Below are 18,732 nucleotides of genomic sequence, written 5' to 3'. Positions count from 1 at the left end.
TTATGCAAAGGCGCTGCATACAGCAGACGAACCACCATACCCAGCGCCTTCGGCACAAGCCATTTCGTTAAACACGTTCTTCTCTATGATTTCCTTTTCATTGCCTTACGCGTTCTTTACCGTGGCAATGTCAATCAGGGTCAGCTCCTTGGCCCGGTTTTCCAGGCTGGTTACCAGCGCATTGGCCGTATCCAGGGAGGTCAGGACATTGACGCCTGTCTCGATGGCATTGCGGCGGATGATGAAACCGTCATGGCTGCGCTCCGCGCCCTGGGCCGGAATGTCGATAATCAGGTCAATCTGATGTCCCAGCACCAGGTCCAGGATGTTGGGAGATTCCTGCTCCAGCTTGCGGATTTCGTAAGCCTTTACACCGTTCTTATTCAGTGTCCGTGCAGTACCCCTGGTGGCAAATATCTGATATCCCACAGCAGCAAACCTGCGGGCAATATCCACGGCCTCCTCCTGGTCGCTGTGGCGCACGGACATAATCATTTTCTTGTATTTTGGAAGACGGATTCCCGCTCCCTCAAATGCTTTATAGAGCGCTTCATTGAACGTCTTTGCAATGCCCAGACACTCGCCGGTGGACTTCATCTCAGGCCCAAGGCTGATGTCGGCGCCCCGAATCTTCTCAAAGGAGAACACAGGCATCTTGATGGCTATATAATCAGCTGCGGGCTGCAATCCCGGTTTATAGCCCAGCTCCCGGATGGTATGGCCGCAGATAATCCGGGTTGCCAGCGGCACGATGGGGATGCCGGTAACCTTGCTGATATAGGGAACCGTCCGCGAGGAACGGGGATTCACCTCGATGATGTATACGTCGTCACCGTCCACAATGAACTGAATATTAATCATGCCCTTTACGTGGAGGGCTCTTGCCAGCTTCTCAGTGTAGTCCACTATGGTGTCGATATTGTGCTGGGTGATGTCCTGGGCCGGATACACGGAGATACTGTCGCCGGAGTGGATACCGGTACGCTCTATATGCTGCATGATACCGGGAATCAGAATGTCGGTGCCGTCACAGATGGCATCCACCTCTATTTCCTTGCCCATGATATACTTGTCAACCAGAATCGGATGCTCCTGGGCTATCTGGTTGATAATGCCGATGAATTCGTCGATATCCTCATCGCTTATGGCAATCTGCATACCCTGTCCGCCCAGCACGTAGGATGGCCTCACCAGCACCGGATATCCAAGCTTATGGGCTGCTTCCTTTGCCTCCTCGGCCGTAAATACGGTATGTCCTGCGGGCCTTGGAATATTGCACTGCTCCAGGATGGCGTCAAAGCGCTCCCTGTCCTCTGCCGCGTCCACATCCTCTGCAGCCGTACCCAGAATGGGAACTCCCATCTTCATCAGGGCTTCCGTCAGCTTGATGGCTGTCTGTCCGCCGAACTGCACCACTGCGCCGTCCGGCTTCTCAATATCCACGATGCTCTCCACATCCTCCGGGGTAAGGGGTTCAAAATACAGCTTATCCGCAATATCAAAGTCCGTGCTGACGGTCTCCGGATTATTGTTGACAATAATGGTCTCGTAGCCTTCCCTGCTGAATGCCCAGGTACTGTGGACAGAACAGAAGTCAAATTCAATTCCCTGTCCAATACGGATTGGGCCGGAACCCAGAACAAGCACCTTCCTGCGCCCGGTGGTCTGCTCAGCCTCGTTAAAACCTCCGAAGCAGGAATAATAGTAAGGTGTCTCGGCCGCAAACTCAGCGGCGCAGGTGTCCACCATCTTATAAACCGCGCGGATACCGTTGTCATAGCGCAGCTTCTTTATATCCTCCTGGGAGGTTCCCGTAAGCCTTGCAATTACATTGTCGGGATACTCGATTCTCTTGGCCTCTGCCAGAAGCTCTGCCGTCAGACTCTTTTCTCCTGAGCCCACTGCCTTCAGGGCGTCCTCCATCTCCACCAGAATGGCCAGCTTGTCAATAAACCAGAAATCAATTTTAGTGACGTCGTGTATCTGCTCATAGGTGAATCCGCGGCGCAGCGCCTCTGCAATTCTCCAGATGCGCATGTCATCCACCCTGTTTAATTCTTCTTCCAGTGTTTCGTCGGAAAGGTCCGTAAAATCATAGGACAGCAGGCAGTCCACATGCTGTTCCAGAGAACGGATGGCCTTCATGAGAGCGCCTTCAAAATTGGTGCAGATACTCATGACCTCTCCTGTGGCCTTCATCTGGGTGCCCAGGGTGCGCTTTGCGCTGATGAATTTGTCAAAGGGCAGCCTTGGCATCTTTACCACGCAGTAGTCCAGCATGGGCTCAAAGCTGGCATATGTTTTCTTTGTAACCGCATTTCTGATTTCGTCCAGGGTATATCCCAGGGCGATCTTGGCAGCCACCTTGGCGATGGGGTATCCCGTTGCCTTGCTTGCCAGGGCCGATGAACGGCTTACACGGGGATTTACCTCGATAACACAGTACTCAAAGCTGTCCGGATTCAGGGCGTACTGCACGTTGCAGCCGCCGGTGATTCCCAGCTCGCTGATGATGTTGAGGGCAGAGGTGCGGAGCATCTGGTACTCCTTGTCCCCCAGGGTCTGGGAGGGAGCCACCACAATGCTGTCTCCTGTATGGACGCCCACAGGGTCAATGTTCTCCATATTACAAACCGTGATTACATTGCCTGCGCCGTCGCGCATCACCTCGTACTCGATTTCCTTCCATCCGGCGATGCAGCGCTCCACCAGCACCTGTCCCACACGGGAAAGGCGCAGTCCGTTTTCCAGTATTTCAGCGCACTGTTCAGGATTGGCGGCAATACCGCCGCCGGAACCGCCCAGAGTGTATGCGGGACGAAGCACTACAGGATAGCCGATTTTTTCGGCAATCTCCAGACCATGCTTTACATCCTCCACAATATCAGAGGGAGCCACAGGCTCACCGATTTTCTCCATGGTCTCCTTGAACATCTCGCGGTCCTCGGCCTTCTTGATGGTCAGGGCCGTGGTGCCGATCAGGCGCACATTGTGTTCTTTAAAGAAACCTGCATCCTCCAGCTCCATGGCCAGGTTAAGACCTGCCTGTCCGCCCAGGGTGGGCAGCACGCTGTCCGGCTTCTCTTTTAATATAAGCTGCTCCACCACTTCCACGGTAAGGGGCTCGATATAGACGCGGTCCGCGATGTCCTTGTCTGTCATGATGGTTGCCGGGTTGGAGTTGAGAAGCACAACCTCAATTCCCTCTTCCTTCAGGGAACGGCAGGCCTGGGTGCCTGCGTAATCGAATTCTGCCGCCTGTCCGATGATAATGGGGCCGGATCCAAGCACCAGTACTTTTTTGATATCAGGATTCTTTGGCATCAGTCATTCACCTCCATCATTTTAAGGAAACGGTCAAAGAGGTAACCTGAATCCAGGGGTCCGGGGCATGCTTCCGGATGGTACTGCACCGTGAAGATATTCTTGCCCACATACTTTAAACCCTCGTTGGTGCTGTCATTTACATTGACAAATGCGGGGACTGCCACTGTCGGGTCCAGATTGTCCGTATCCACCACATAGCCATGGTTCTGGGAAGAAATATATACTCTTCCTGTCTCCAAATCCTTCACAGGATGGTTTCCGCCTCTGTGTCCGTATTTTAATTTATGGGTATCCATGCCGTTGGCCAGGGCCATGAGCTGGTGTCCCAGACAGATGGCAAAGATAGGCACATCTGATTCATAAAGCTTTTTCACTTCCCGTATGATGGCTGTATTTTCCTTTGGATCCCCGGGGCCGTTGCTGAGCATGATGCCGTCAGGTTTTCCTGCCAGCACTTTTTCTGCGGGTGTGTCAGCCGGATAAACCGTTACCTCACATCCCCTCTGGTTCAGGGAACGGGCAATGTTTCTCTTGGCGCCGTAGTCCAGAAGGGCAACCTTTTTACCGTTTCCGGGAAGGACGTATGTTTCTTTAGTGGTGGTCTTAAGCACCACGCCTGTGACGGTATACTCCTTCATGCGCTTAATGGGCTCGCTAAAATCGGTATATTCCTTTGTAGTAATCATACCGTTCATGGTGCCTTTTTCTCTTAATATTTTGGTAAGGGCTCTTGTATCGATACCGCAGATACCGGGAATGTCGTGTTCTTTTAAGAAGTTTTGAATGGTATCCTCGCTTCTGAAATTGCTGGGGATTCTTGATAATTCTCTTACAATATAGCCATCCGGCCAGGGCTTTGCTGACTCCATGTCCTTATGGCAGATTCCATAATTGCCAATAAGGGGATATGTCATGACAACGGCCTGTCCTGCATAGGACGGATCGGTCAGCACTTCCAGATAACCGGTCATTGACGTGTTAAACACGATTTCACTGATGACTTCACGTTCAGAACCAATGCTGGTCCCGGTGAACACAGTTCCATCTTCCAGTATGAGGTATGCTTTCATATGGGGGTACCTGTCCTTTCTTATGTGTTTGCTTAAGGGCCATGTGACCTCAGCCCAAATTGTAAAGATTATACTGTATTTCATATGAATTTGCAATGACTTTAGGAGCTAAATTTTTTTGTGATAATCAAATTTTTTTTAGTACAAAGAGGGCAGTATACAGACCGGACGAAACAAGGACAGGACCAAAAATATGCGCCCTGCCCTTGTCTCTGATGTCTGCTTTTTATAGGGAATGTCTGCCTCCCATCCTTCCTCCGCGGCGCCGGTCCTCTGTCCCGTGTTCTCTGTCTGCTCCCGGAAAACCTCTCCTGCCGAACCGGCTGCCACCCCCCTGTCCGCAGGCTCCTCCTTCCTCCATCCGGGGCCAGTGCTCCATCATCTTCTCCAACAGGGAGGACAGCTGCTTTTTCTCATCTTCTGTCAGCCCGTCAAACATGGCTCTGGCTTTCTTCATATGTTCTTCCCTGAAATTCCGGGCTGCCTCCATTCCTGAATCTGTCAGTTCCAGATTCATCTGGCGCCTGTCCCTTTCATTCTGCCTGCGCATGATATAACCGCACGTTTCTACCTTATTGAGAATCTCGCTGAGGGAACCTGACTGCACTCCCAGCATGTCCTGAAGCTCCCGCTGTGTGATGATTCCCCTTTCCGCCAGCATGGCCAGTATTCTCTGCTGGCCTGTCTTTCCGCCCATTCCGTAACGGAAAAAGTGGGTACAGGAACGGAACTGGTACAAAAGGATATCCTCCAGGGACATGTCTTCCCGGTTAAGATGTCCGGGACATCTTCCATGAAACCCATGGCCTTGTCCATGATGATGCTCCCGAAAGTGTTCACCCTCGCTGGGGTTTTCCTGAAAGTACCGTGTTCCTTTTCCGCATTCCAGGGCGTCTGCCTGACAATGGTTGGGACAGCATGGGCAGTAGTCCTGGGTGGTATCATTATTAGAATTACTGGTGTTGCCGGCATTACTGGTATTGCTGGCATTGCTGGCATTGCTGCTATTGCTGCTATTGCCGGCATGATTGGTATTTTCCATCTTGTCCATTTCATTTCTATTCTCGTCCATATCGTTCTCTCCTTATCTCGCTGATGCCGCCAATCCATATCACAACCATCTGATTTTTTACTTCATCTGTCATCTTAGATATTATCTCAAATGCCATCCGGTTCCTATATGGTCTGACGAACTAATTAATTAGTTAGGTACCTTGTGTTTTATATCTTACTCCTGTTTTTTCTTTTTGTCAAGGTACCTTGTTAATTAATTTTAATTTTTCCTGTCCGGTCATATCCACCCCCACCCCCACCCCCACCCGCCAAAAAAGCCCGCCGCAATTAAAAACAAGCCCCCGGCAGCACCGGGGGCCATCATACCTTTCACTTCTTTTTCATCATGCTGCAAAATCAGATTATTACACTAATTCCGCAATCCGGGTAATTCCCACATAAATATGCGATATTTTATACCATGTGGCAAAATCCACCACTCCTGTCTGGGGCAGTCCGAAGATAGACTGGAATTCCCGCACCGCGTTCGCTGTTCCGGAACCGTATATCCCGTCGGGCGTCACCCTGGGAATGGCCGAATAAACCGTTGCTATCTCATCCAGCTGTTCCTGCATCTGGCGCACCTTATCCCCGGAGCTTCCTATGGTCAGGTCGCTGCCAGGCCAGGAGGCCGGTATCCCGGATATCTGCTCCGCTGTGTTTACATAAATGCTGTCCCCGTAAAAATGACGCAGAATCTCAATGGGACTGTAGCCCTGCTCTCCAAGGGAGCATGACCCCCACTGTGTCATCCAGTTCGGACACTGGACCTGGCGCCCGTCACAGTACTGGGTCAGGATAGGCTGTCTCACACCCGGACGGGACAGGTAGTTATCAAATATCTCATCCACGATCAGGCTGATGCTCTCGAATATATTCCTTCCATATATCCACTTGTGGTCAAAGGCAGTGGAGGACGTGATGGTGAAATCATAGCCCTGGTTCCTGTACCACTCAGTGTATACCCGGTTCAGGGTAAAGGACATGATTGCCAGCACATTGGCTGTTATGGTGGCCCTGGGCCAGGTGGAATATATTTCGCTGGATGCCACATTTTTTATGTAGTCCCTGTAGGGCACATAATAGTCCTTGGCCGTACTGTCCGTTGGCACCCCGTCATGGACCACCACGGTTTGAGGCACTACCACCCGGCTGAGTACGATTTCCCCGCTCTCGTTCACTGGTTTTATCTCTGGTTCCGCTATCTTTGGGGGATAATTCCCGTACAGGGTATGATCCGGTATCACCACCGGGTCTTCGGGAGGTGTTTCCCCGCCAACCGGTGTCATGACTGCCGGCTGTATGGCCGTGGCCTGGGCCAGTATCTCGGTGCCTGATATGGCCAGAGGCTCAAAGCCCTCTGCCTCCACCATCAGGTTATATTCTGAATAGGGCTGGATAATGCTTGGTTCCAGACTGTATTCCACAGGGGGCGCCGGAAGCTGCACCTGCTCTGTCTGGCCTGAACTGTTGGTGGTCAGCTGCTCCACCGTGCGGTCCGGTTCTCCTTTATAGCTGATAGTGACCCTGGCGTTCTGTATGGGAAAATTATTCTGTATGTTGATTACGTTAATCTGCAGCAGTCCACTGGATGTCCGTTCTGGATTGGTTGCCATGTAATACCTCGCAGTTTCTTTTCATTACCTAAATATAATACGGCCCAGCCTATTATATGCATGTATTTTCCCCTAAACCTGAAAAGTGCAGCTTAGGGGCAGGTTCCGGCACGCTACAGCTCATATTCCTTAATCCGCAAATAGGCACGTATGGCTTCCATGGCCCCCTCTGTTCCCAGGGATGCCGTGTTCAGCATCAGGTCGTAGTTCTCCACATTTTCCCAGTCGCGGCCTGTGTAGTACCGGTGGTAATCCCTCCGCTCCCTGTCAATGCGCTTGATGTTCTTCCTGATATCCCTGGGCTCATAATAGCCCAGATCGCTGATTCGCTTTTCCCGGTATTCCATATCCGCGTACAGGAATACTCTTACCAGACCTTCCGCGCCCTCCAGCACATAGTCGGCACAGCGCCCCATGATAACACAGCTCTCCTCCGCCGCCAGCTTTCGTATAACCTCGGACTGGAACCGGAACAGATTGTCCGCCGACACCAGGTCGGAGCCAAAGGAAGGACTTCCCTTTTCCGGGGTCAGGCTCTTGATAATCTTATACAAAAGCTTGTTTCCCGCCTTCTCGTCTGCCAGATAGTAATAGCTCTCCTTGATACCGCTTTGGTCTGAATTCATGCGCAGGATATTCTTGTCATAGAAATGGATTCCCAGTTCCTTGGCCAGCCTGGCGCCGATTTCACTGCCGCCGCTGCCGTACTGTCTGCCAATGGTCACAATGAGTTTCTTTCCTTCCTTCATACGCCCATCCTCCTGTTCTGACAGCGCAGGCCCACGCCTGCTTCCATGGTTTGCTTTCATGGTTTCATTATAGCACAATGCGCCCTGAGATTTAACCGTTATTCCAAAAATCCTTCTTGACATACCGCCGCACAGTGCTTATAATAACACTCAATTGAATAATATCTTCAGGGCAGGGTGCAATTCCCTACCGGTGGTACAGCCCACGAGCCGCAAGGCATGATTCGGTGAAACTCCGAAGCCGACAGTACAGTCTGGATGAAAGAAGATGGAACGATGACATGGACGCGCTTATGCGCTTTTTGTGGCTGGTTGAAAGTGCCCTGGAATGAACTATCATTCCAGGGCTTTTGTGTACCTCCCACCCCCATGCCCTCCATATGGCACAGAAACTGTGCCTTGGGTTTTATATTTTCTGCCTTGAACGATACCGGTTCAAGGCATTTTTTATAGCTGTTTTTTACAGCTATGAACCAGGGGACAGGCCATGGCTGCGCCATGCGTGTCCCATCATTTGTAAAGGAGGCACCGCATTGAACGATTCTGATTACATGTCCATCGCACTGAAACTGGCCAGAAAGGGCTGCAAAAAGGTCAGCCCCAATCCCATGGCGGGTGCTGTCATTGTCAGGGAGGGCCGTATCATCGGACAGGGCAGCCACCTTTATTTCGGTGGGCCCCATGCAGAGCGGAATGCCCTTGCATCCCTGACCGAATCTCCCAGGGGCGCAACCCTGTATGTAACCCTGGAGCCCTGCTGCCATCACGGCAAGACCCCGCCCTGCACGGATGCCATCATAGAAAGCGGCATCCGCCGGGTGGTCATAGGCACAAGAGATCCCAATCCCATGGTATCCGGCAAGGGCACCAAAATCTTAGTAGCCAACGGCATTGAAGTGACAGAAGGTATTCTGGAAGAAGAATGCAGGGAACTCAACCACGTATTCTTCCACTACATAAAGACCGGCCGGCCCCTTGTTATCATGAAATATGCCATGACACTGGATGGCAAGACAGCCACCTTTGCCGGGCATTCCCGATGGATTACCGGGGAGAGAGCGCGCCGAAGGGTCCATGAGGACAGAAGCAGGTATTCTGCTGTCATGTGCGGTGTGGAAACCATACTGGCCGATGATTCCCTGCTTACATGCCGTCTCCCGGATACCAGGAATCCGGTGCGGATTATCTGCGATTCACAGCTTCGCACACCGCCGGATTCCCAGGTCGCTGCCACCTGCTCCCAGGCCAGGACCATACTGGCCACCTGCTGTCCTGACAGGGAAGCATGGCTTCCCTATGAAGAAAAGGGCTGTGAAATCCTCCTCCTTCCGCCCCGTGAGGGACGCGTGGATCTGAATGCCCTCACAGAACGCCTGGGACAGATGGGCATTGACAGCGTCCTGCTGGAAGGCGGTTCCACCCTCAACTGGTCCGCCCTGAACCAGGGAATCGTAAACAGAGTGCAGGCCTATATTTCCCCCGGACTCTTTGGAGGCGCAACCGCCAAAACACCTGTGGGAGGCAGAGGGGTGGAATTCCCATACCAGGGCTTTTCCCTGGGAAAGACCAAAATCACGGTCCTGGACCAGGACATTCTTATCGAAGGGGAGTTGATGCCATGTTCACAGGAATCATAGAGGAAACCGGAATCCTGATGTCTGTTCAGGGCGGTTTATCCGGTTCCCGCCTGGCCGTCAAAGCAGACAGAGTCCTGGAGGACATTCAAAAAGGAGACAGCATTGCCGTCAACGGTGTCTGCCTTACCGCATATTCCTTTGATTCCGGCTGTTTTTATGCGGATGTAATGCCTGAAACCCTGAAGCGTTCCAATCTCGCCCGTCTTCCCGCGGGAAGTCCCCTTAACCTGGAACGGGCCATGACGGCAGGCGGCAGGTTCGGCGGACATATTGTGTCAGGCCATATTGACGGCACCGGGACCATTGTGAGTATTGCCCGGGACGGCAACGCCCTGTGGTACACCGTCCGCTCTGACCCGTCCATCCTGCGCCGCATCATCGAAAAGGGTTCCATTGCCATAGACGGAGTCAGCCTGACGGTTGCCCGGGTAAGGGATCAGGATTTTTGCGTATCCCTGATTCCCCATACAGCCTTCTGTACCACTCTGGGAACCCTGAAACCAGGCTGCGTGGTCAATCTGGAAAACGACTGTGTGGGGAAATATATCGAAAAATTCATAAAAATCCCCCCGCCATTCCACTGCACAGAAGGGGTGGACAGCAAAAGCACGGGGACCGGCAGCCGAATCACGCCGGAACTGCTCAAACAATATGGATTTTGAGCGGCGCCAGTACCGGACAGCAAATAAACGAATCATTAAAAACAGGACACCTGAATTGTCCCCATTAAAAACAAGGAGGATTTATCGCACCATGGAAGGATTCAACACCATAAAAGGATTCAGCACCATAGAAGAAGTACTGGACGAACTGCGCCAGGGAAAAATCGTACTGGTGACAGACGATGAAAACAGGGAAAATGAGGGCGATTTTATCTGCGCCGCCCAACATGCAACCACGGAAAACGTGAATTTCATGGCAGTGCACGGCAAAGGCCTTATCTGCATGCCCATGAGCCCGGAACTGTGTACAAGGCTTAAGCTTCCCCAGATGGTATCCCACAATTCCGACAACCACGAGACAGCCTTTACTGTTTCCATTGACCACATAAGCACCTCCACCGGCATTTCCGCGGCCGAACGGGGCGTAACGGCCAGACAGTGTGTAAATGCCCGGTCCCGGCCTGAGGATTTCCGGCGTCCCGGCCACATGTTTCCGCTGGCAGCCAGAAAAAACGGAGTGCTGGAACGGGCCGGACATACCGAAGCCACCGTTGACCTGATGCGCCTGGCCGGTCTCAGTGAATGCGGGCTCTGCTGTGAAATCATGAAGGAGGATGGAACCATGATGCGGATGCCCCAGCTCCTTAAGCTGGCCGGACAATGGAATATGAAAATCACCACCATCAAGGCTCTCCAGAACTACCGCAAACAGCACGATAAGCTTGTGGAATGCGCTGCCGTCACCCATATGCCAACCCGTTACGGCACCTTTAAAGCTTACGGCTACAGGAACCTGCTGAACGGGGAACATCATGTAGCTTTGGTAAAAGGAGAGATCGGGGACGGCCGGGACTTGTTATGCCGGGTCCACTCGGAATGCCTGACCGGCGACGCCTTTGGCTCCCTGCGCTGCGACTGCGGACAGCAGTTTGCCGCTGCCATGGCCCGGATTGAGCAGGAAGAACGGGGAGTTCTCCTCTACATGCGCCAGGAAGGCCGGGGCATCGGGCTTCTCAATAAACTCCGGGCCTATGAATTTCAGGACCAGGGCATGGATACCCTGGAAGCCAATCTGGCTCTGGGTTTTCCGGGGGATTTGAGGGAATATTTTATAGGAGCACAGATATTAAGAGACCTGGGAGCCAGGAGCCTGCGGCTTCTGACCAATAACCCGGATAAGGTATACCAGCTCTCGGGTTTTGGCCTGGAAATCAAAGAACGGGTGCCTATCCGGATGGCGCCAACGGTTCATGATCTGTTCTATCTAAAGACAAAGGAGCAGCGCATGGGACATTTGATGCACTATTAAAAACCTGATTCATTATTGAGAAACTTCATTATTAAGAAACTGCCATCTATCCAGAATAGGAGAATCCGCCATGTATATATTAGAAGGAAAACTTGTTCCTAAAAAAATAAGGGTAGGCATTGTCGCCTCCCGTTTCAACGAATTCATTACCTCCAGGCTTCTGTCCGGCGCCCTGGACTGCCTGCGGCGCCATGAGGTGCCGGAGGACGATATCACCGTGGCCTGGGTTCCGGGCGCCTTTGAGATACCGCTCATCGCCTCCCGCATGGCTGCCAGCAGACGGTATGACGCCGTCATATGCCTGGGCGCCGTAATCCGTGGCAGCACCAGCCACTATGACTATGTGTGCAGCGAGGTCTCCAAGGGCATTGCCCAGGCATCCCTTGCCGCCAAAATCCCGGTTATGTTCGGCGTGCTGACCACTGAAAACATTGAGCAGGCCATTGAACGTGCCGGGACCAAAGCAGGCAACAAGGGCTATGACTGCGCTGCGGGAGCCATCGAGATGGTAAATCTGATACATGAACTGGACAAAAGAACGGCGGATAACAGCTTATCCGTCACACCCTTCGTCCAGGAGGAACCTTGCCGCCAATAGCACGCTGCTTATAAATGCTTCTTCAGCTCATCCAGCACTGCCTCCATATCCAGAGGCTTCACCAGATAACCGTTCATGCCTGCCTCATAGGCCCTGGCCTTATCCTCCTCAAAGGCATTGGCCGTCATGGCCAGTATGGGAATTCTGTCCGTGTTCTCATCCTCCATGGCGCGGATGGTTCTGGTGGCCTCCAGTCCGTCCATCCGGGGCATGCGTATATCCATGAGCACAGCGGAAAAATATCCGGCCCCTCTGGACTTATACAGGTTCACTGCCTCCTGGCCGTCCTCTGCGGTTTCCACCTCCATGCCCCGCATCTCCAGAAGGGTTCTGGCAATCTCACGGTTCAGCTCGTTGTCATCTGCCAGCAGCACCCGGCAGCCCGAAAAGTCCTCCCGCTCCTTTTCAGCCCCCTTCTCTTCTGATCGGTTCACTGCCCGGGCAAAAGCATCGTATATGGTACCCCCAAACAACGGCTTTGAAATGAAACAGTTTACCCCCGCATTTCTGGCCTCATCCTCGATGCGGCTCCAGTCGTAGGCGGATATCATAATAATGGTGGTATCCGGCCCAACTAAAGCCCGAATGCGCCTGGCTGTTTCCACACCGTCCATATCAGGCATCTTCCAGTCGATCATGGCAATATCGTAATGCCTGTTCTCTTCCAGCAGACGCTGCACCTCCTCCACAGCCCTGAAACCGGAATCCACCCAGAGGGATTGGGCCCCGGCCTTCTCAAGTATGGATGTGGCCTGGCTGCCCACCAGCGGGTCGTCATCCACCACCAGCACGGCCAGGCCCTGAAGCAGCTCCCGCTTCTTTCTCTGGCGCTCCATCTCCTGGTCATCCTCCGCCAGTTTAAAAGGCAGTGTGACCGTAAATACGGATCCCTTTTCTTTCTCACTTTCCACCTCAATGCTGCCGCCCATGAGCTGGACCAGATTATATACAATGGAAAGACCCAGACCGCTTCCAATGTTGTTGCGGGCTGTTTCCGGCGCCTCCTGTTCAAACGGCATGAACAGGCGGCTGCGGAACTCCCTGGACATCCCGATTCCTGTATCCTTCACCTGGAACCTCAGATAGGAAAATCCATTGGTCCGCTTCTGCTCCTCAATCTGAATCTGAATCCTTCCTCCTGCCCGTGTGAATTTCAGCGCATTGGACAGCAGGTTCATGAGAATCTGTTTCAGGCGCAGCGGATCTCCTATATAAAACTGCTCCAAAGGCTCGCTGTGGTAAATCACATACTCAATCTGCCGCTCTTCCGCCTGGGGATATATAATCTGATTCACCTCGTCCATCAGCTCCGTAAAATCAAAGTATTCGTGGGCCAGCTCCATTTTACCGGTCTCAATCTTAGACATATCCAGGATATCATTAATCAAAGAGAGCAGGTACCTGGAGGAAGCGTCAATTTTACAGAAGCAATCCTGGACACTTCTTCTGTCATCTAACTTCAGCTGCCCGATGGTGCTCATACCCACAATGGCGTTCATGGGTGTGCGGATGTCGTGGCTCATTCTGGACAGAAAATCGGATTTAGCCTGGTTAGCAGCCTTGGCCGATGCCAGGGCATCCCGCAGCAGCTGCTCCTGCCGGGCCTGCTCCGCCCTCTGGCTGTCCAGCACCTTCACCAGTTCAATGGCCAGCACATCGTCGTTAAAGGGATTCTCCACATAAATAATCTGCACAGACAGCCAGTGGTACTTGCCGTCCATTCCCATCTTCTGAAACTCCATGTAGATGTCCCGTTCTCCGGCGGCAAACCTGGCCAGGACGTTCTCTCTGGCAAAGGCCGTTTCAAAATCCTCCCGATAGGATGGATACACATCGGGAATATCCCCCTTTATCATCTCCGTATAGCTTCCACAGCGCCCGGACAGACAAGCGTCCTGGTCCTCTATAAAACAATTATAAATATCCTTTGTCAGGTTCAGGCTCATAATCAGGGGATAGGCCGTACAGATCGCCGCCCTGAGTGAACGGTTCTCTATGAGCTGCTGCCTTTCCTGCTCCAACTCCAGCTGTTTTATATCCGTCACATCCGTAAAGACAGCCTGTATAACCTCCTGGCCGTCCGCATTGACAATACGGCCCATGATGACGCTGATCCATATCTGCTTCCCATCTCTGCTGAAGGTATGGCGTATATAAGATGCCGTATCCCCATTCAGCGCCAGTCCCCCTATAATGCCCTCAATCCACTCCTTGTCTTCATCCAGCACCATCTGAAAGGGATTCTTTACCTCACGTCTGTATTCCTCCTCGGAGCTATATCCGTAGAGCTCCCACCCCATCCGGTTCACATTTACAATCCGGTGCCCTTCCCCTCTCTCAAACTGTATAATGCCGCAGGGCACTGAATTGTACAGCTGGCTCAGGAACCGGGCCTGCTGTATGTATTTCTGCTCACGCCGGCGCAGCTCCCCCTCCAGCTCCAGATAAGTACGCTTTCCTGATTCCGCCGGAAACAGTTCATCCTCTTGTATTTCACCAAACGGCATGGAGTTGTGGATATGAATGGTCTCCAGCGCCTCACCCTTTTCCCGGAAAATAAAGGTAATTCTCTGCTGTGTCCTGATATACACGCCTGTTCCCTCCCTGGACTCAAGCTCACTGACACCCTCACAAAGCCACAGGCCGGCTCCCATCTCCATGACTTCGTACTGCTCATCAAACATATTGCAGGAAGACAGCTCATCCTTTCCTTCCCTAAACCAGGCGGCCACGGCATCACGTCCCTCTGCCTTCTGCATCTTTCCACCGCCCAGCCATATGATATCATCCGCAAATGTGGATATGAGAAGTTCCACATCATTCTCACAGAAATACGAAGAAAGAATGCGCCTGGCAAACTCCCTTACTTCTTCTGATGACCATTTTTTCATTTAAATCCTCCCCTAATCTGAAGCATCCGGCATCCTGGACCAGCTGCGGCCCCATATGAGGATTACCAAAAAAGCTGCCCGCTGATCAAGAATGACCCGAAGGGCAGCAACGTTCACTCTAATATATGATCCTATAACAAATCCGAATAAAATGCAAATCCATTCTTACCTTTTCTCTTCACCGCATATGCCGCCTTATCCGCTTTCTCCACCAGGGCGGCAATATTAGTCCCATCTGCCGGATACATGGATATGCCGATGCTGCATGTAACGCAGAAGTCATGGAAATCCCTGTCCATTACACTGCGGACAGAGGCACATATCCTTTGGACACACTGACGCACACCCGCTGGTGAGTTGACCGGATGGAGCAGGGCAAGGAACTCGTCCCCTCCAACGCGCCCGCTCAGGTCCGACGCTCTCAGTGTTTTCTTAAGGACTCCCGCCACCTCCTGAAGCAGCAAATCCCCCTTGATATGGCCCAGGGTGTCATTGATCACCTTAAAATTATCCAAATCCATAAACAGGACCGCGGCTATTCCATCCTCCCCTTCCAGACGTTCCGCAATCATGTCTTTCACCGCCTGGTTATAAAGGCCTGTGAGAGGATCGGTCTGAGCCTGCATAAGAGCCCTTTGGAGAAGCTTGTTCTGACGCTTCTGTTCCAGATAAATGTCCGTGACATCGGTCCTTGTCATCAGCACCATCTGGTTCTCTTTATCATAATAAAGATACTGCAGCCTCTTTCGGGTATACCCCCTCTGAGAGTCCATAACGCCGCAGTAAAAACAGTGTTCCCCTGTCCGGTCCAGCTCCTCCAGCACGCGGCTTATACGCATTTCACAGATTGCCAGCTCCTGATCCTCCGGGGCTATGTATTTCCTCACATATGTCTCAATGGCTTTCTCATAGTCATCACAGTGATCGGGCGGAAGAAGCGTACCGTCCCCTTTGCTGCTGAACATGACATAGCTGTTATTCCTGGCATTGAGATAAATGAAATAATCGCAGTGGCTGTATACATACCGCTCCACAATTCCCTTTAAGAGGTGCTGCTCGCTGGTATCCCGCATGGCCAGATATACCTTGTCCGGCATATCCTCCCGCCTGAACAGCATGGCGTTTACCTCTGCCCACCTGAAGGTTTCCCCATCCGCGGAATACCGGACCTCCAGGGACATGTTCTTCTGCCCATTACCCCATACTTCCCGCATGTGTTTAAGGGAAAAGGTTCCTGCAAATATATCCCTGTCCCCGTGATAAATGACGTTGCTGCATAAATATCCCACCATCCTCCCCCACTGAAAGGAGCGCAGGGCCATGTCCGGCATAGGGATACACTGAATAATGGTCCCGATTCCCAGGTCCAGATCCAGCTCAGCAATCCCTATATAGGCATCCAGGAACACACCAAACAAATCACGGTTCATCTGCATAAGCCTGGCCGCATTCCGGCTTTCAATATCCACAGTGTAAAACAGAGCCTTATCCCTGCCGCAGGCATCACATGAAAAAAGGGTTCCCCTGACCCAGCGTTCACGTCCTCCCTGCTGCATCCTCCGGAATTCCCCCTGTTTTCCGATTTTATGGGCACATACCTCATCCAGACTCTGACGGCTGAACAGTGCCAGAAAACCAGCCCTGTCCTCCTCACAGACAAATAATTCTGCCGCTGCCCGGACATCCATCTCGCCTGTCCCGCAAGCCGCATCCCCCTTTCCCGGAGTCAGGAAAATGGGCCTGAGAATCCTTTCTGCCACATCCACTTCAAAGAATTCATCGCAGGCATCCTTAAGGACAAATGCATATAGATCCATTTTCACCGGGTCCACTACCACATGGTTCATATTCATTCCCTCCCGGCGGCCGTGTGCACTGCCGTTTCTAACGTTCTGTAATGTATTATATGTATTTTATCATCATCCCCACCCTCCGTCAATGACCCGCCGGCATGGATTGGATGAAAGAGGAACCGGACTTCAGGGACAAAAAAGATGTTTCCTCCAGAGAATCATGCCCGGCGGAAACATCCTGTTTCGCATACGCTGCTTCATTTATTACTTCATTATATATTATTTCATAAATGTATGGCCTCATATATCATCATTATAATAAACAGTCCCTTCCTCCATTACCTGAAACACCCCTTGTTCCAGGGAAAGAACCGTGACTGCACAGTTTTTCTGAACCGGCCCCTTCCAGAACGCATCCGGGGCAATCCCGTCTATGATGCACACCATTTCCCGTATCAGGGCGCCGTGTCCGCAGACCAGCACATGGTCCATCTGTTCCTCCAGAGGTTTAAGCTCCTGCTCCAGAAACTCCCGGCAGCGCTTTCTCAAATCATCATAGGTCTCCCCGCCCTTAGGGGGTACGTAGGCGGAGGGATGGGAAAAATAACGGTGAAGCCGTAAAAACGGCAGTCTGTGAATCAATGCCAGCAGCTGGCCCTCCCTGTTTCCATAGCTGATTTCCAAAAGCCTGGAATCCTCCATCAGGGGAAGTCCGCGCTGTCCGCTTATGAGCTCTGCCGTGCGCCTGGCACGGGACAATGGACTGGTATAGATCCGTTTAAATGGGATATCTTTCATTTTCTGTCCGGTGAGGAAGGCCAGGGCCTCTCCCTTCTCATTGAGGGGAATATCGGCCTGGCCCTGTATCTTCCCCCTGCGGTTCCACTCCGTCTCTCCATGTCTAACCAGATAAACCTTCAACCTCTCCTCCTGCCTGGTTCATTACATCCTGATAACCGCCTTGATCACCTCATCCTTGTGGTTCAGGCTGTAATCCACTCCCTCTATGACATCCTTAAAATCAAAGGTATGGGATACAATCTTCTTAAGCGGTATAAGTCCCTTGCTGACAGCACTGATAGCGGACGGATACAGGTTGCGGTAACGGTATACAGAGTAAATGGTTCCCTCCATGGCATTCAGCGTGGCTATATCCAGCTCCAGTACCGGCTCAGGCGAAACGCCCACAAGGGTAATCTTTCCGGCCCTCTTAATCAGACGGCATGTCTGAAGGGTGGTGATACGGTTTCCGGCGCACTCATAGACCTGGTCCACGCCGCCTCCCGGAAGCGTTTTCACAAACTCCTCTATATTCTCATTTCTGCTGTTAAATACCCTGGTAGCCCCCAGTTCCCTGGCCTTCTCCAGACGCTTATCCAGCACATCCGCCACATATATCTCGCTGACTCCCCGTGCCTTTAAGGACATAAGGGTAACGAGGCCGATACACCCAGCTCCCAGCACCACTGCCGTCTCTCCCAGCTTTGCATTGGACAGCTCACAAGCGTGCATACCCACGGCCAGCGGTTCCATGAGACCGCCCTCCATGGTGGAGACATTGTCCGGAAGCTTGAAGGTCATGCTGGCTGCATGGGTACAGTACTCTGAAAATACCCCGTCCTTCTCGCCGGGAATAGCCATAAACCGCACAGACCTGCAGAGGTTATAATGTCCCTTAAGGCAGTCCTCACAATGACCGCAGGGAACTCCCGGCTCCAGGGCCACCCTGTCCCCAATCTCAAATCCGGTCACGCCCTCTCCGATTGCGCTTACTACTCCGCCAGGCTCATGTCCCAGCACCAGGGGACCGTCCGGCACCCAGTTGGCCAGGCGTCCCTCTGAATAAAAGTGCAGGTCGGAACCGCACACGCCTACATACTCCAGTTTAATCTGCAGTTCTCCCGGACCTGGCTGTGGAATCTCCCTCTCACACCACTCCATTTTCTTTTTTCCTGTCATAACCGCTACTTTCATTGTTCCTTCCATATCAAAGCCCTTCTTTCATTTATAATCCAACGGTTTCCTAT

At 52.3% G+C, this 18,732-nt stretch carries 13 protein-coding genes and 1 riboswitch; of the genes, 4 read left to right on the top strand and 9 right to left on the bottom strand.

The window, feature by feature from the left end; genetic code table 11:
• Positions 1-105: 105 nt before the first annotated feature.
• The 5 genes from carB to CGC65_RS06925 all read right to left on the bottom strand — a co-directional run bounded on the left by carB (position 106) and on the right by CGC65_RS06925 (position 7,815).
• On the bottom strand, positions 106-3,324 hold the full coding sequence (gene carB, locus CGC65_RS06945; protein ID WP_002565324.1) for a carbamoyl-phosphate synthase large subunit: 3,219 nt from the start codon (positions 3,322-3,324) through the stop codon (positions 106-108).
• Positions 3,324-4,397: a carbamoyl phosphate synthase small subunit gene (locus tag CGC65_RS06940; RefSeq protein ID WP_002565325.1), complete on the bottom strand. Its 1,074-nt coding sequence runs from the start codon at positions 4,395-4,397 to the stop codon at positions 3,324-3,326. Before CGC65_RS06940 ends, carB begins: the two co-directional genes overlap by 1 nt.
• 226 nt (positions 4,398-4,623) lie before the next feature.
• The gene (locus CGC65_RS06935; RefSeq protein ID WP_002565326.1) at positions 4,624-5,469 is read right to left on the bottom strand and encodes a MarR family winged helix-turn-helix transcriptional regulator; all 846 of its coding nucleotides are present in this window, start codon (positions 5,467-5,469) and stop codon (positions 4,624-4,626) included.
• Between the two features lie 346 nt (positions 5,470-5,815).
• Entirely contained in the window at positions 5,816-7,066 is a 1,251-nt protein-coding gene (locus CGC65_RS06930; protein WP_002571884.1) for a peptidoglycan-binding domain-containing protein, read from the bottom strand.
• Positions 7,067-7,179: 113 nt separating this feature from the next.
• Positions 7,180-7,815, bottom strand: a complete 636-nt coding sequence (locus tag CGC65_RS06925) for a cytidylate kinase-like family protein (protein WP_002565407.1) — start codon at positions 7,813-7,815, stop codon at positions 7,180-7,182.
• 159 nt (positions 7,816-7,974) lie between these two features.
• Positions 7,975-8,089, top strand: a riboswitch (FMN riboswitch).
• Between the two features lie 259 nt (positions 8,090-8,348).
• On the opposite strand from CGC65_RS06925, the gene ribD reads away from it, so the two are divergent.
• The 4 genes from ribD to ribH all read left to right on the top strand — a co-directional run bounded on the left by ribD (position 8,349) and on the right by ribH (position 12,021).
• Positions 8,349-9,452 carry a bifunctional diaminohydroxyphosphoribosylaminopyrimidine deaminase/5-amino-6-(5-phosphoribosylamino)uracil reductase RibD gene (ribD, locus tag CGC65_RS06920; protein WP_002565408.1) on the top strand — a complete coding sequence of 368 codons (1,104 nt, stop codon included), beginning with the start codon at positions 8,349-8,351 and terminating at the stop codon, positions 9,450-9,452.
• Positions 9,434-10,114 carry a riboflavin synthase gene (locus CGC65_RS06915; protein WP_002565409.1) on the top strand — a complete coding sequence of 227 codons (681 nt, stop codon included), beginning with the start codon at positions 9,434-9,436 and terminating at the stop codon, positions 10,112-10,114. The genes ribD and CGC65_RS06915 overlap by 19 nt, the downstream gene beginning before the upstream one ends.
• A 91-nt stretch (positions 10,115-10,205) precedes the next feature.
• Positions 10,206-11,423 carry a bifunctional 3,4-dihydroxy-2-butanone-4-phosphate synthase/GTP cyclohydrolase II gene (locus tag CGC65_RS06910; protein WP_002565410.1) on the top strand — a complete coding sequence of 406 codons (1,218 nt, stop codon included), beginning with the start codon at positions 10,206-10,208 and terminating at the stop codon, positions 11,421-11,423.
• A 70-nt stretch (positions 11,424-11,493) separates the two neighbouring features.
• A complete protein-coding gene (gene ribH / locus CGC65_RS06905; RefSeq protein WP_002565411.1) occupies positions 11,494-12,021 on the top strand; it encodes a 6,7-dimethyl-8-ribityllumazine synthase in 528 nt (175 codons plus the stop codon).
• 8 nt (positions 12,022-12,029) lie between these two features.
• Here the strand turns inward: ribH and CGC65_RS06900 are convergent, their stop codons facing one another.
• The 4 genes from CGC65_RS06900 to CGC65_RS06885 form a co-directional block, all read right to left on the bottom strand.
• The gene (locus CGC65_RS06900; RefSeq protein ID WP_007036771.1) at positions 12,030-14,912 is read right to left on the bottom strand and encodes a hybrid sensor histidine kinase/response regulator; all 2,883 of its coding nucleotides are present in this window, start codon (positions 14,910-14,912) and stop codon (positions 12,030-12,032) included.
• Positions 14,913-15,043: 131 nt separating this feature from the next.
• Entirely contained in the window at positions 15,044-16,759 is a 1,716-nt protein-coding gene (locus tag CGC65_RS06895) for a GGDEF domain-containing protein (protein WP_002565413.1), read from the bottom strand.
• A gap of 246 nt (positions 16,760-17,005) precedes the next feature.
• Entirely contained in the window at positions 17,006-17,626 is a 621-nt protein-coding gene (locus CGC65_RS06890; RefSeq protein ID WP_002565414.1) for a histidine phosphatase family protein, read from the bottom strand.
• Positions 17,627-17,647: 21 nt separating this feature from the next.
• The gene (locus CGC65_RS06885; RefSeq protein ID WP_002565415.1) at positions 17,648-18,691 is read right to left on the bottom strand and encodes an NAD(P)-dependent alcohol dehydrogenase; all 1,044 of its coding nucleotides are present in this window, start codon (positions 18,689-18,691) and stop codon (positions 17,648-17,650) included.
• Between the last annotated feature and the right edge of the window lie 41 nt (positions 18,692-18,732).

It is taken from the genome of Enterocloster bolteae, from assembly GCF_002234575.2.
Lineage (GTDB): Bacteria > Bacillota > Clostridia > Lachnospirales > Lachnospiraceae > Enterocloster > Enterocloster bolteae.
The sequence above is the reverse complement of the archived record's forward strand: the minus strand, read 5'-3'. Positions and strand labels throughout refer to the sequence as shown.

Coding starts and splice junctions, on each gene's coding strand:
- carB (WP_002565324.1), bottom strand. CDS start 3,324: ATGCCAAAGAATCCTGATATCAAAAAAGTACTGGTGCTTGGATCCGGC.
- CGC65_RS06940 (WP_002565325.1), bottom strand. CDS start 4,397: ATGAAAGCATACCTCATACTGGAAGATGGAACTGTGTTCACCGGGACC.
- CGC65_RS06935 (WP_002565326.1), bottom strand. CDS start 5,469: ATGGACGAGAATAGAAATGAAATGGACAAGATGGAAAATACCAATCAT.
- CGC65_RS06930 (WP_002571884.1), bottom strand. CDS start 7,066: ATGGCAACCAATCCAGAACGGACATCCAGTGGACTGCTGCAGATTAAC.
- CGC65_RS06925 (WP_002565407.1), bottom strand. CDS start 7,815: ATGAAGGAAGGAAAGAAACTCATTGTGACCATTGGCAGACAGTACGGC.
- CGC65_RS06915 (WP_002565409.1), top strand. CDS start 9,434: ATGTTCACAGGAATCATAGAGGAAACCGGAATCCTGATGTCTGTTCAG.
- CGC65_RS06910 (WP_002565410.1), top strand. CDS start 10,206: ATGGAAGGATTCAACACCATAAAAGGATTCAGCACCATAGAAGAAGTA.
- ribH (WP_002565411.1), top strand. CDS start 11,494: ATGTATATATTAGAAGGAAAACTTGTTCCTAAAAAAATAAGGGTAGGC.
- CGC65_RS06900 (WP_007036771.1), bottom strand. CDS start 14,912: ATGAAAAAATGGTCATCAGAAGAAGTAAGGGAGTTTGCCAGGCGCATT.
- CGC65_RS06895 (WP_002565413.1), bottom strand. CDS start 16,759: ATGAACCATGTGGTAGTGGACCCGGTGAAAATGGATCTATATGCATTT.
- CGC65_RS06885 (WP_002565415.1), bottom strand. CDS start 18,691: ATGGAAGGAACAATGAAAGTAGCGGTTATGACAGGAAAAAAGAAAATG.